Origin of the sequence: Hyphomonas sp. (assembly GCF_046313975.1) — a bacterium.
Lineage (GTDB): Bacteria > Pseudomonadota > Alphaproteobacteria > Caulobacterales > Hyphomonadaceae > Hyphomonas.
This window is the reverse complement of record NZ_JBKBXB010000032.1, coordinates 1-13,315: the sequence shown is the minus strand read 5'-3', so window position 1 is coordinate 13,315 and position 13,315 is coordinate 1. Positions and strand designations below refer to the sequence as shown.

Annotated in this window: 11 protein-coding genes; 8 read left to right on the top strand and 3 right to left on the bottom strand. The window is 64.7% G+C overall.

Annotated features, from left to right (window positions below; all coding sequences use genetic code 11):
• Positions 1 to 82: 82 nt before the first annotated feature.
• The 4 genes from ACK4TE_RS11645 (at position 83) to ACK4TE_RS11630 (ending at position 4,466) form a co-directional block, all read left to right on the top strand.
• On the top strand, positions 83 to 1,345 hold the full coding sequence (locus ACK4TE_RS11645; RefSeq protein ID WP_409911687.1) for a SulP family inorganic anion transporter: 1,263 nt from the start codon (positions 83 to 85) through the stop codon (positions 1,343 to 1,345).
• Positions 1,346 to 1,411: 66 nt separating this feature from the next.
• On the top strand, positions 1,412 to 2,029 hold the full coding sequence (locus ACK4TE_RS11640; protein ID WP_409911686.1) for a helix-turn-helix transcriptional regulator: 618 nt from the start codon (positions 1,412 to 1,414) through the stop codon (positions 2,027 to 2,029).
• A complete protein-coding gene (locus tag ACK4TE_RS11635) occupies positions 2,014 to 3,501 on the top strand; it encodes a pyridoxal phosphate-dependent decarboxylase family protein (protein WP_409911685.1) in 1,488 nt (495 codons plus the stop codon). Before ACK4TE_RS11640 ends, ACK4TE_RS11635 begins: the two co-directional genes overlap by 16 nt.
• Positions 3,502 to 3,563: 62 nt before the next feature.
• Positions 3,564 to 4,466: a LysR family transcriptional regulator gene (locus tag ACK4TE_RS11630; protein WP_409911684.1), complete on the top strand. Its 903-nt coding sequence runs from the start codon at positions 3,564 to 3,566 to the stop codon at positions 4,464 to 4,466.
• A gap of 181 nt (positions 4,467 to 4,647) precedes the next feature.
• Here the strand turns inward: ACK4TE_RS11630 and ACK4TE_RS11625 are convergent, their stop codons facing one another.
• A complete protein-coding gene (locus tag ACK4TE_RS11625; protein ID WP_409911683.1) occupies positions 4,648 to 6,108 on the bottom strand; it encodes a sodium:solute symporter family protein in 1,461 nt (486 codons plus the stop codon).
• Positions 6,109 to 6,276: 168 nt separating this feature from the next.
• On the opposite strand from ACK4TE_RS11625, the gene ACK4TE_RS11620 reads away from it, so the two are divergent.
• Both ACK4TE_RS11620 and ACK4TE_RS11615 read left to right on the top strand, forming a co-directional pair.
• A complete protein-coding gene (locus tag ACK4TE_RS11620) occupies positions 6,277 to 8,145 on the top strand; it encodes an alpha/beta hydrolase (protein ID WP_409911682.1) in 1,869 nt (622 codons plus the stop codon).
• Between the two features lie 22 nt (positions 8,146 to 8,167).
• Entirely contained in the window at positions 8,168 to 9,124 is a 957-nt protein-coding gene (locus ACK4TE_RS11615) for an alpha/beta hydrolase fold domain-containing protein (protein ID WP_409911681.1), read from the top strand.
• On the opposite strand, the gene ACK4TE_RS11610 is transcribed toward ACK4TE_RS11615, so the two are convergent.
• Entirely contained in the window at positions 9,121 to 9,585 is a 465-nt protein-coding gene (locus tag ACK4TE_RS11610; protein ID WP_409911680.1) for a Dps family protein, read from the bottom strand. The two genes, ACK4TE_RS11615 and ACK4TE_RS11610, sit on opposite strands and share 4 nt — an antisense overlap.
• 100 nt (positions 9,586 to 9,685) lie before the next feature.
• Positions 9,686 to 10,897 carry a pyridoxal phosphate-dependent aminotransferase gene (locus ACK4TE_RS11605; protein WP_409911679.1) on the bottom strand — a complete coding sequence of 404 codons (1,212 nt, stop codon included), beginning with the start codon at positions 10,895 to 10,897 and terminating at the stop codon, positions 9,686 to 9,688.
• A 224-nt stretch (positions 10,898 to 11,121) separates the two neighbouring features.
• On the opposite strand from ACK4TE_RS11605, the gene ACK4TE_RS11600 reads away from it, so the two are divergent.
• Positions 11,122 to 11,412, top strand: a complete 291-nt coding sequence (locus ACK4TE_RS11600; protein WP_409911678.1) for a hypothetical protein — start codon at positions 11,122 to 11,124, stop codon at positions 11,410 to 11,412.
• A gap of 39 nt (positions 11,413 to 11,451) precedes the next feature.
• The coding region (gene uvrC, locus ACK4TE_RS11595) for an excinuclease ABC subunit UvrC (protein ID WP_409911677.1) at positions 11,452 to 13,315 on the top strand (1,864 nt) is incomplete at its 3' end.

Sequence of the window (13,315 nt, the reverse complement as noted above, 5' to 3'; positions counted from 1 at the left end):
TGCGCCGCACTTGTCCGGACCCGGAGCAGCCGTTAGCTGTGAGGACACAGGACGCCTGCCCAATGCCCGCGCCCGCCGCGCCTTGAAACCGAAGATCCTGACCACGCTCAAGACCTATTCCTGGAAGGATTTCCGGGCAGACGCCTTCGCCGGCGTGACTGTCGCCATGGTCGCGCTGCCGCTGAGCCTCGCGATTGCCATTGCCTCGGGCGCCGAGCCGGCGAAGGGCGTCGTCACGGCCATCGTGGCGGGATTCCTGATTTCGCTGCTCGGCGGCAGCCGCGTACAGATCGGCGGGCCGACGGGCGCCTTCATTGTGGTCGTGTACGGAGTAATAGCGCAGCATGGCTATGACGGGCTGGTGCTTGCCACGCTGATGGCCGGTATCATCCTGCTGATTGCCGGTTTTTTCCGGGCGGGGAACCTGATCCAGTTTATTCCGGAGGCGGTCGTCTACGGCTTTACCATCGGCATTGCCATTATCATCGCTGTCAGCCAGTTGAAGGACCTGTTCGGGCTCGAGATCGCGAGCCTGCCCGCAGATTTCCTGCACAAGCTGCCCGCGCTATGGGAAGCGCGCGAGACGCTGAACCTTCCTGCGCTGGGCATAGGCCTGGTCACGATCCTGCTTATCATTCTGTTCCGCAAGCTCGCGCCGCGGTGGCCGGGCCTGATTCTGGCGGTCGGGCTGACCTCGGCAGCTGCCGTGCTGATGCACCTGCCGGTCGAGACGATCACCAGCCGGTTCGGCGCGCTGCCGGATCACCTGCCGGTGCCGTCTTTGCCGGAGGTGAGCCTGGCGCGGCTGCAGGAACTGTTGCCGTCAGCGCTTGTCATCGCCTTCCTGGCGGGAGTCGAGTCGCTGCTCTCGGCCATGGTGGCAGACCGGATGATCGAGGGAAAGCATCGCCCCAATGCAGAGCTTCTTGCGCAGGGCACGGCGAACCTTGGTTCGGCTCTGTTTGGCGGCCTGCCGGCGACCGGCGCGATTGCGCGCACGGCGACGAATGTGAAGGCGGGCGGGCGCACGCCGGTTGCCGGCATCATCCATGCGCTGACGATTTTCCTGATGATGGTGTTTGCCTCCTCGCTCGCCGGAGAAATGGCCCTGCCAGCGCTGGCGGGCCTGCTCATCCTGACAGCGTGGAACATGAGCGAGCCGCACAAGTGGCGGGAATATGCCGGTCTGCGGATGGAAGACCGCGTGCTTCTGGTGCTGACCCTTGTGCTGACGGTTGTGGCCGATCTCACTCTCGCCATCGGCACGGGTGTTGCGCTTGGCCTCGCTCTTCGGCTGCGCCGCCGCAATGTACCGCCGGCCGACTGGACCCCGCCGGAGCGCTGAGGCCCGCATTGACGCCAGGCAATTCTTCCTGATAGGAATAATTTCCACGCAATCAGGGCAGGCTCCATGCAGCACAAGGACATCTGGCGCGGTATCGACCAGCTCGCGGCGCATAACGGGCTCTCGGCCTCGGGGCTCGCCAAACGGGCCGGGCTTGATCCGACGAGTTTCAATCCGTCCAAGCGCGAAGGCGCTGATGGCCGCCCGCGCTGGCCGACCACGGAGAGCCTGGCGCGGGTGCTGGACGCCGTGGGGGCGGGGTTTGACGATTTCGCTGCGCTGGTTGAAGGGCGCCGGGGCGCCACTGCGCCGCTGATCGGTTTCGCGCAGGCCGGACGGGACGGCTATTTCGACGATGCCGGCTTTCCGGTGGGGTCAGGCTGGGACGAGGTGCGCTTTCCGGGCCTAGGCGACGAGACCGTCTATGCCCTGCAGATTTCCGGCAATTCGATGGAGCCTGCCTACCGCGCCGGCGACCGTATCATCGTGGCACCCGGCGCAGAGGTGAAGATCGGCGACCGGGTGGTGGCCAAGACCGTGGAGGGCGAGGTGATGGCGAAAGTCCTTGCCCGGAGGAATTCGCGCACGGTCATTCTGGATTCCCTGAACCCGGACTATCCGGCCCGGGAGTTCCGCCCGGCCGAAATCGTCTGGATCGCGCGCATCCTGTGGGCCAGCCAGTGAGCGGGCCGGAAGACGGCGCAAGTCTTGATCCTGAGGACTGGGAGGCGTTTCGCGCCTCGGCGCATGCCGTGCTGGAAGAGGCGCTCGACCGCATGCAGGAGGCACGCGCCGGCCGGGTCTGGACGCCCTTGCCGGATGAGCTGAAGGTGGCCTTCGATCAGCCCTTGCCGGGCGCGGGGCGCGACGCAGCAGATATTGCCGCCGCGCTCACCGCGCTCCTGCCCCATGGCGTCGGCAATACGCATCCGCGCTTTTTCGGTTGGGTGCATGGATCGGGAACGCCGCTGAACCTGCTAGCCGATATCACGGCTGCGGCCATGAACGCCAATACCGGCGGGCGCGATCACGGCGCCATCTATGTTGAAAAGCAGGTGATCCGCTGGTGCCGGGAATTGTTCGGCTTTCCGGAAACTGCCAGCGGGCTCGTCGTCTCGGGCACGTCGCTGGCGACGATCATTGCCCTGAAGGCGGCGCGGGATGCGCGCCTCGGTTTTGCCAGCCGTCAGGACGGCGTCGAAGGCGCCCGCCTCGTCGGCTATGCTTCGGCGGAGGCGCATGCGTGCAATTCGCGCGCCTTCGATATGCTGGGCCTCGGCGCTTCTGCGCTGCGCCGCGTTCCGGTCAATGACCCGTTCGAGATGGACACGGCGGCGCTCGAAGCCGCGATCGCGGCAGACCGGGCTGCGGGCTACCAGCCCTTCGTCATCATCGGCACCGCCGGTACAGTGAACACCGGCGCGACCGATCCGCTCGCTGTGCTGGCAGACATTGCCGCGCGAGAGGGTCTCTGGCTGCATGTTGACGGGGCCTTTGGTGCACTCGCCCGGCTCGTACCGGATCTTGCGCCACGTTTCGCCGCGATAGAGCGGGCGGACTCCCTCGCCTTCGATTTCCATAAATGGCTGCATGTGAACTACGATGCCGGCTGCGTTCTGGTGCGCGATGAGGCGCTGCACCGGCGCGCCTTCTCTGACCGGCCGGACTATCTGCAAGGCGAAACGCGCGGCCTTGCGGCCGGCAATCCCTGGCCGGTGGAGTATGGCCCCGAACTCTCCCGCGGATTCCGGGCCCTGAAAGTCTGGACACAGATCGCCGGCTTCGGCACGGCGCGTCTCGGCGAGGCCATTGCCCGGAATGTGCAGCAGGCCGCCTTCCTTGCCCGACAGATCGGCGCTGATGCGGATTTCGAGCTGATGGCGCCGGTTTCTCTCAACATCTGCTGTTTCCGCTACGCGCCTCAGGGGCTCGGTGGTGCCGCTTCCGATGCCCTGAACGCCGAAATTGTCGTGCGCCTGCAGGAAGAGGGAATCGCGGCGCCGTCCACCACCCGCCTGCGGGGGCGCACGGTGATTCGGGTAAACCTCACCAATCACCGCACCCGGGAAGATGACCTCCTGCTTCTGCTGCGCGAGATAAAACGCATTGGAAATCAGGCCGAAACGCGCGCGGTTATGCAACGTCGCCTTGAATAAATCGAAATCAGCCGTGAGAATCAGTGATTGTGCCGCGTTCAGGTGGAGGCGTGGAGGCGATCATGGATTGGGGTAAACTGCGTTCGTTTCATGCGGCTGCCGAAGCCGGCAGCCTGACGCTGGCCGGCGAACGTCTTGGCATTTCGCAGTCGGCGGTCTCGCGCCAGATCGCGGCGCTGGAGGAACAGCTCGGCGTGTCCCTGTTCCAGCGCCATGCCCGCGGCCTTGTGCTGACCGATAGCGGCCACACGCTCTACCGCTCGACCATGGACATGGCCGCCGCCGCCCAGTCGGCCAACACCGCGCTGAAGGACCAGCAGGAAACCCCGCAGGGCGAACTGATCGTCTCGGCGCCGGTGGCCTTCGGGTCGACCTGGCTGGTGCCGCGCCTCGGGGGCTTTGTCCGGCGCCATCCGGACCTGCACCTCGATCTGCGGCTGAATGACCAGCACGAGTATGACCTGCTGAAACTGGAGGCCGAATGCGCCATCCAGCTCTGGGCGGCGGACAAGGCCGACCTGATCCAGCGCAAGCTCGGAACCGTGGCCACCAACCTCTATGCCGCCCCGGAATACCTGAAGGCGCACGGCGTACCGCGCACCGCCCAGGACCTCGATAATCACCGGATCATCGCCTATGGCGACGATTCCAGCCCGCTACAGGAAATGAGCTTCGCCCAGAGGGTAGGGCGCGGTGACGCACCCCCCCGTCCTGCCACCCTCAAGGTGAATAACGTTTTCGCGATGATGCGGGCCGTGGATGCGGGTCTGGGTATCGCCGATGTGCCGGATTACATGGCCAGCGCACTGCCCCGCCTTGTCCGGATCCTGCCCGAGATCACGGGGCCGACATTCGACCTTTATTTCATATATCCCAGTGACTTGCGCCGCTCGAAACGGGTGGCCGCGTTCCGGGATTTCCTGACCACGGAGACCGAACCGTTGCGCAAGTTGCCCATGCGTTAGTGATCGTGAATTTGCGGTAATTCATGCAGAATTGCATGCGTGAGATGCTCTGCCGCATGTTGCATTGCAGCGTAAAGCGCCTATCTAGGGGTCATGCCAAGGGTCCTGGGCATAACCCGATCATTCCTCCGATTGGGCGTTTCCTCCCCCCTAACAGGACCCCACTTCAGCCCGGCGCGTCTCAGGATGCAGCCGGGCTTTCTTTTTCCGCCCCGCTGACCATTCCGCGCTTTTCCAGCTCGGCGACGCCGATATAGGCACCCAGCGCGCCCAGAACAGAGATCACGAACGAGCCTTCATAGCCCTGCGTCCACAGCGGCATGGCTTCGGCGGCGGCTTCGTCGAACAGGCCGACGAACCAGGCGGGCATCCCGTAGCCCAGGAAGCTCAGCACCGCGCCCGCAAACAGGGCCGCCAGCGCCGCCTTCTCCCGGCCATAGCCCGAGTGCAGGCCGATCAGCAGGGCCACCACGATACCGGCCGATCCGAAGGAGGAGGCGATCTCCACGAGGCCTTTGATCGTCTCGCCCGAGGCCGCGATGGCATAGGCCATCAGGCCCGCCAGCAGGGTCAGCGAGCGTCCGAGCATCAGCTTGCGCGGCTCCGGCAGGTCGCGGGCGACCGGGTCGATCAGGTTGCGCTGGGCAATGGCCGACACCGCCAGCAGGGTCGTGTCCACGGTGGACAGGATGGCCGAGATGATGGCGCCCATCAGCAGGATATACATGACCGGCGAGAGATATTGTTTCGCCAGTTCCGGCAGGTAGCTGTCGGTGGAGTCGGCCTCGAAGCCGGCCGAATGGCCGAGGAGGCCGATCATCAGCGGAATCGAGCCGAACACGAGATAGAGCGCGGCGGCGAGGAAACAGCCCTTGCGGGCGATACTCGCGGACCTGGCGCCGAGGAAACGCGAGATCGCCTCCTGCGCTACCAGCGAGCCGAGGATAGGCACCATCCAGGTGTCGAGCGCCGACAGCCAGGATTCCCGCGTGCCCTCTTCGTCATAGGTGAAGAGGTCGAACTGTTCGGGCGTGATCTTCGCGAAGGAGAAGTCGCCGGACACGAGGATGGTGATCAGCAGGATTGTCAGGCCCACCATCATCACGGCGCCCTGCACCATGTCGGTCATCGCATCGCCCAGCAGGCCGCCGATGGTCGTATAGGCGATGATCAGCACGGCTCCGCCGAACAGGGCGATGTTCAGGCTGATCATCGCGGTTTCGGAAATGATCTGGCCCATGGCCAGCAGCTGCGCCGAGGCCCAGATGATAGAGGTCGGGATGGTCAGGATCGCGGCGGTGACCTCGGCGCGGGCGCCGAAGCGCTGCTCGAAGAAGTCCGGGAAGGTCATCACGCCTGCATCGCGCAGCTTGTAGGCGAGGAAGAGGGCCATGCCGATGAGGCAGATCGTGTAGCCGAACGGGTCGGCCCGCCCGCCGGCGAGGCCCTCTTCGGCAATCGCACCGGAGGCCCCCATCACCGTCTCCGCCCCGAACCAGGTGGCGAAGACCGACACGCCGACCATCAGGAGGCCGAAGCGCCGCCCGGCGACGAAATAGTCTGCTTCTGAATTGACGAACCGGCTGGCCCAGAGTGCGATTGCGAATTGCAGGATGATATAAGCCGCCAGCGCAAAGATCATTCGCCCGGTCTCCCCCAGATGTCATGGCCCCGTCATGATGCGGAGCGTTAAAACATTCCGCGTGCGTTGCAAGTGCGCAGTGAAATGCGGCGATCCGGGACGGGCATGTGCCTTGAATTGGTCATGGGTCTATGATGTCTCGCAGGCAGGTTTTGCGAGGTGGGCGTGATGCGGTGGTTCCTGCTGATACTGTTGCTGCTGGTGCTGGCAGGCGCAGGCGCTGCGGGCGGTTATTTCCTGCTGAAGCCTCAACCGACCAAGTATCATCCGGAATTCGGAACCGATTGTGCCGCGCTGCTTACGCCGGCGACGCAGAACGCGGTGGACTGTGTGCGCGTGCTGTTCGGCACCAACCGGGAGCTGGCGCTTGAGGGACGCGAACCCGGGGCGGCGGAGGAGACAGATGTCCGCAAGGCCACGTCAAACGATGCCGGCCAGCTGCTGTTCGGGCGCGCAGATGTCTGGTTGCCAAAGCTGATCGAGGAAGGCGGCAGCCGGGACAGGGGCGAAACCCCGATTCTGGAAGGCCCGCCGCCGGAAGAGCCTTCCGAACTCGCCAAATATGTCTTCCTGACACGGATCACCCAGGCAGGCCGCGAGACTTTCCTTTCGGAACTGGACGAGGCACTGGCAAATCGCGGCTCGGAGTCGGCGCTCCTGTTCGTGCACGGGTTCAACACGCCCTTCGATGACGCCCTGATCCGCTCTGCGCAGCTGTCGGTCGACCTGTCGCGGCGGGGCATCTTTGATGTCGGCGTGCCGGTGTTGTTCAGCTGGCCTTCTGCCGGGAGGGTTTCGCTGGGCGATTACCGGGGTGACCAGGACCGCTCGCTGGCGGCGGCGCCCTATCTCGAGGAATTCCTCGATGTGCTCACCGGCAATGCGCAGATCCGGCGGATCAACATCGTCGCGCATTCGATGGGCAACCGTATCCTCACCGAGGCTCTGGAATCCTACGCGTCGGATTATCTGGAACGGAAGAGCCGCGGCGATATCGAGTTCCGGATCATCCTCGTGGCCGCCGATGTCGACCGCGACATCTTCGAGGCGACCACCGGAATCCTCGACAACCTGCAGGCCAACATCACGATCTACACCTCAGATGCCGACCGCGCGCTGCACGTCTCCCGCGTCGTCAACAACAAGCTGCGCCTCGGCGATACGAATGGCGACAAGCCCTTCATCCGCGCCAACCCCTACTACCAGACGGTCGATGCCACCGGGATTGCGACCGAGCTGTTCGGGCTGGGCCACAACTATTATTCCGACAATCCCTTCATCCTCGGCGACATCGTATGTGCGCTGGCGGAAGCCAATCCGGAGAAGAGGGCGCTGGAGCGCCGCCGCTATGGCAGCGTGCCGGACGGGCTCGAATATTTCCGGGTGAATGTGGGCCTGAGGCCGGCTGAGGAGGATTGCTCCCTCTACCGCACGGCCTTCCCGCTGCAGAGCGTTTCCGAAGCACCGGTGCAGCCGCAGCGCATGCGGGTCGGCGCGCCGACGCCGGCGCCGGAGGAGATGCCGCAATTGCCGATGACGGATGATGGCGAGTTGGAAGCGCTGGAGACCGTGCCGCCACCGCCTCCGCCACCACGACCACCACCTCCTCCGCCGCCCTCAGCAGCGCCGCCGCCACCCGTAACAGCCCCGGCGCCGCGATATGAGGTGATCCCCAGCGTCTTCCTCCGTATGCAGATCGAAGACCGACGCACCTTCTCGCCCGGCGCGTATGCGGATGAAATCCTTCCGGCTCTGCGGGCAGGCGAAGTGTCCGAAATCCGGATCGAGGCCCATACGGATGGCGCCGGCGAGCGCGAAGCCGAGCGCGCGCTCAGCCAGTCCTGGGCTGAGGCCATGCGAGACTGGCTGATCGCGCAGGGCGTTGATCCGGCGATTATCGTCAGCGTTACAGGCTATGGCAGTGACCGACCGCTGGAAGTCGTGGATGAGGGCCAGCGCTCTGCCATCAGCCAGCGGATAGAAGTCAGAATTGAGTACAAGAACGGCGTCATCCGCTATCTCGAAGATGATGAGTAGAGCCGCGCCCGGGAGGAATAGCATGCCGTCACGCCACCTCGTGGACCCCGAACTCCTGCCGCTGATCGAGGCGATGCCGACGGTCACCCTTTCGGCTGAGAATCTCGGCGTCATCCGGCAGGCGCGCAATGCGATGCTGGCATTGTTGCCGCCATTTCCCGAGAGCGTGTCGGTGGAGGAGCGCTATATTCCGGGCCCGGAAGGGGCGCCGGATGTGCGGGTGAAGCTCTACCGGAAAAAATCCGGCGCTGCCGCCCGCCCCGCGATCCTGCACCTGCATGGCGGCGGCTATATCATGGGCAATCCGGAATTCATGGGCCCGCAATGCGCGCTATGGGCCGATGCGTTTGATGCGGTCGTGGTCGCGCCTGCCTACCGCCTTGCGCCGGAGACGAGCTATCCCGGCAATGTCGAAGATGCGTATGCGGCGCTCGCCTGGGCCGTTGCTCATTCGGCAGAGCTCGGCATCGACACGGCCCACATCGCTGTGGCGGGCGAGAGCGCCGGGGGCGGGCTGGCCGCCGCGCTCGCCCTCCTGGTGCGCGACCGGGGTGAATACCGCTTCTGCCACCAGCAGCTGATCTTCCCGATGATCGACGACCGCACCGCCGTGCGCGCAGATCTCTCGCCGATGTACGGCGAATATGTCTGGAACAACGGCTCCAACCATTTCGGCTGGTCGAGCCTTCTGGGCCAGCCGCCCGGCAGTGCGGGTGTCTCGCCCTACGCCGCCGCTGCGCGCGCGGAGGATGTCTCCGGCCTGCCACCGGTCTTCATGGCCACGGGCGCGCTTGATCTGTTCACGGAAGAAAACCTCGACTATGCCAAACGCCTGATGGCGGCCGGTGTGCCGGTCGAGCTGCACGTCTATCCCGGCGCCCCGCATGCCTTCATGCAATATCCGGGTGTCGCGGTGACGAAGCAGTACATGCGCGATGCGATGGCGGCGCTGGCACGCGGCCTTGGTGTCAAGGTTTAAGCAGACGCCCGCAGCATCCAGGCCGTCTTCTCGGCGATCTGCGCGCGCTGGGTGAAGAGGTCGACCGAGACCGGGTCGCCATTCTTCTCCGCGATCTTGATGCCCGCCTTCGCTGCCTTGCTGACCGCCTCATGCCCGGCGGCGAGGTTCTTCACCATCTCGGCGGCTTCCGGCACGCCATTGTCCGGCTTGATCGAGGCTTTCTCGAGCATCTCGCCGGACGAGCCCGGTGCAAAATGCCCGAGGGCGCGGATCCGCTCCGCGATCAGGTCGAGCGCCAGCCAGAGCTCGTTGTATTGCGCCATGAACATCGTGTGCAGCTCGTTGAAGCGCGGCCCGGTGACGTTCCAGTGGTAGCCATGCGTCTTGGTGTAGAGCGCGTAAGTTTCGCCCAGCAGCACCTTCAACGCCTCGGCAGAGGATTTGCGGGCGGCGTCCGTCAGTCCGATATCGATCGCCATGTCAGTCTCCTTGCAGCTCTCGCAACCTGTGTAGGCTGGATATGGGCACGCGCCCACCCGCGCACAAATGTGGATTGTCCGAAGGTGCTATAGGCCGCGTCTATGACAATGCGGTACAAAACCGCTGAATCCGCACCAGCGCCTCCTTCAGCACCGCATCCGAAGTCGCATAGGAAATCCGGAACGTGCCCGGCAGGCCGAAAGCCTCGCCGAAGACGAGGGCGACCTTTTCGGCTTCCAGCAGCTCTGCCGCGAAGGTCTTGTCGCTATCGATCACCGTGCCCGAAGGGGCCTTCCTGCCGATCAGGCCGGTGCAGGACGGGTAGACATAGAACGCCCCCTCCGGCTTCGGACAGACGATTCCCTCGGCCTTGTTCAGGCCCTCGACCATCAGGTTGCGACGGCCCTGGTACGCGGCGCGGAAGCCGGGCAGGAAGTCCTGCGGCCCATTCAGTGCCTCGACGCTCGCCCATTGGCTGACCGAGCAGGGGTTGGAGGTCGACTGGTCCATCACCTTGCGCATCGCGCCGATCAGTTTCTCCGGCCCGGCGGCATAGCCGATGCGCCAGCCGGTCATGGCATAGGCCTTGGAGACCCCGTTCATCGTCAGGGTACGGTCATACAGCGCCGGCTCGACCTGCGCGATGGTCGAATATTCGAAGCCGTCATAGACGAGGTGCTCATACATGTCGTCCGTCAGTACCCAGACCTGCGGGTGGCGCAGCAGCACATCAGCGAGGCCTTTCAGCTCGGCACGCGTGTAGGCCGCGCCGGTCGGGTTCGACGGCGAGTTCAGGATCAGCCATTTGGTCTTCTGCGTGATCGCTGCTTCCAGCGCCTCCGGTGTCAGCTTGTAGTTCGTGTTCGGCCCGCAGCTGATGGCGACAGGCTTCGCGCCTGTGAGCAGCACGATCTCCGGATAGCTCACCCAGTAGGGCGCCGGGATGATCACTTCATCGCCCACGTTCAGCGTCGCGATCAGCGCATTGAACAGCACCGCCTTGCCGCCTGGCGAGACGTTCACTTGGCTCGGCTTGTAGGTCAGCCCGTTCTCGCGCGCGAACTTGGCGCAGACCGCTTCCTTAAGCTCCGGGATACCGTCGGAGGGTGTGTATTTCGTCTTGCCCTCGCGGATGGCGCGGATGGCGGCTTCCTTGATGTTTTCCGGCGTGTCGAAATCCGGCTCGCCAGCACCGAGACCGATCACGTCAAGGCCGGCCCGTTTCATCTCGTTCGCCTTGGTCGTCACGGCAATCGTGGCAGAGGGCTTCACGCGGGAGATGGCTTCGGAAAGCTGGATGTCGGCGGCCATGGAACGGGGGTCCTTCGTCTGAGGGAAGCGGGGCACGCATACCGGGGCGCCCCCCGCTCCGCAAGGCGCGCCGGGCCCGCCAGCGGCGGAAAGGTTTGGTTTCCCGCAGATTGCGCCGGTAAGGAAAACTTCCGTTCCCGAATTGGCCCCGCCGTAAAAGGATTGGCGCAGAATCCGCGTCCGGCTGGGCACTAAAGGCCATTGGGCAGGCCCGGAGACGGACGATGGACGGTGGATTGTGGAAGGCGCGGCTTGAGGCCGCGTTGTGGAGCATAGGGCGGGATATCGGCGACATGAATCGCCAGCTGAATGCCGCGCTGGCTCAACTCAGCCTGACAGAGCGCCTGATCCTGATCGGGGTGGCGTTGATGGGCGTCCTGTACCTTGCGGTCAGCCATGTTGCGCGCCGCCGGAGAGGTGAGGCGGCAGAGAGCCAGTTCCTCGGCATCCTGTTTTTCCTGGTCGCCTCCGCGGCCGGGGCAGGCTGGATGATGGCCTCCGGACCCACAGCCTGAACCCTTCCGGGATTGCCCGGGCAGGTCTATCTGTCTGGCATGAACGAGAATCAGCCCGGCGCCGCGCCTCTGCGCGGGGTCGATGTCATCCGCGTAAACCTGCGCCTGCTTCCCGCGAAGCCGGGCGTCTACCGCATGTTCGGGGATGCGGACGAAGTGCTCTATGTCGGCAAGGCGCGTGACCTGAAAGCGCGCGTCTCCAACTATACCCGCATGGGCGGGCACACCCAGCGCATCGCCCGCATGATCTCGCAGACGCGGCGGATGGAATTCGTCGTTACCGAAAGCGAGACCGAGGCGCTGCTGCTGGAGGCGAGCCTCGTCAAATCCCTGAAGCCCCGCTTCAACGTGCTGCTGCGCGACGACAAGTCGTTCCCCTACATTCTCATCCGCCGCAATCACGAGGCGCCGCAGATCAAGAAGTATCGCGGCTCGAAGCAGGACGAGGGCGACTATTTCGGCCCCTTCGCCAGTGCCGGCGCCGTGATGCGCACCCTCGACACGCTGCAGAAGGCCTTCCTGCTGCGCACCTGCGAAGACAGCGTCTATTCCGCCCGCACCCGCCCCTGCATGCTGCACCAGATCAAGCGCTGCGCCGCGCCCTGTGTCGGGCTGATCTCGAAGGAGGACTATGAGGAGCTTGCCAACGAGGCGGCTGACTTCCTGCGCGGCAAGGGCGCTGACCTGCAGAAACGCCTCGCTGCCGAAATGGAAGCCGCCGCCGAAGCCATGCAATTCGAGGACGCTGCCCGCCTGCGCGACCGTATCCGCGCCCTCGCCCATGTCCGCGCCTCGCAGGATGTGAACCCGGACGGCATCGAGGAAGCGGATGTCTTCGCCATTGCCATGGACGGCGGGGTCTCCTGCGTGCAGGTCTTCTTTATCCGTGCCGGCCAGAACTGGGGCGCGACAGTGCACTTCCCGCGCCATGAGCGTGATCAGACCACGGAAGAAATCCTCGCTGCCTTCCTCGTGCAGTTCTACGACAAGCGCCCGCCGCCGCGCCTGATCCTCGTCAATGAGACGCCGGAGCAGGAGGAGCTGATCGAGCAAGCGCTCGCCCTCAAGGCCGGGCGGAAAATCGAACTGCGGAGGCCCGAACGCGGCGCCAAGCGCGACCTGCTCACCCAGGCCGAACGCAACGCCTCCGAGGCGCTCACCCGCAAGCTGTCTGAATCCGCGAGCCAGGAACGCCTGCTCGCGGAGGTGCAGAAGGTCTTCGAATTGCCGGAAGTACCCGAGCGTATAGAAGTCTACGACAACTCCCACATCCAGGGCACAAACGCTGTCGGCGGCATGATTGTTGCCGGCATGGAAGGCTTCCGCAAGCAGGCCTACCGCAAGTTCAACATCAAGGATGCCGACCTCGTGCCCGGCGATGATTTCGGCATGATGCGCGAAGTCATGCGCCGGCGCTTCTCGCGCGCGCTGAAAGAGCGCGAGGCCGGCGAAGTCAATGACTGGCCGGATCTTGTGTTGATCGATGGCGGTCTCGGCCAGCTGAATGCGGTGATTGAAACCCTCGCCGAACTGGGTCTGACGCCGGACGATGTCACCCTCGTTTCCATCGCCAAGGGTGTGGATCGCAATGCCGGGCGCGAACAGTTCTTCCGGCCCGGCCGCGCGCCGTTCAAGCTGCCGGAGAAGGCGCCCGTTCTCTACTATCTCCAGCGCCTGCGTGATGAAGCCCACCGCTGGGCCATCGGCGCGCACCGCGCCAAACGCTCTGCCGATATCGTGAAATCTCCGCTGGACGAGATCGAAGGCATCGGCCCCACCCGTAAGAAGGCGCTGCTCCACCATTTCGGCTCCGCCCGCGGCGTCTCCCGCGCCAAGGTGGCGGACCTGATGGAAGTCGAAGGCGTCAACGAAGCCCTCGCCATCCGCATCCACGGCCATTTCA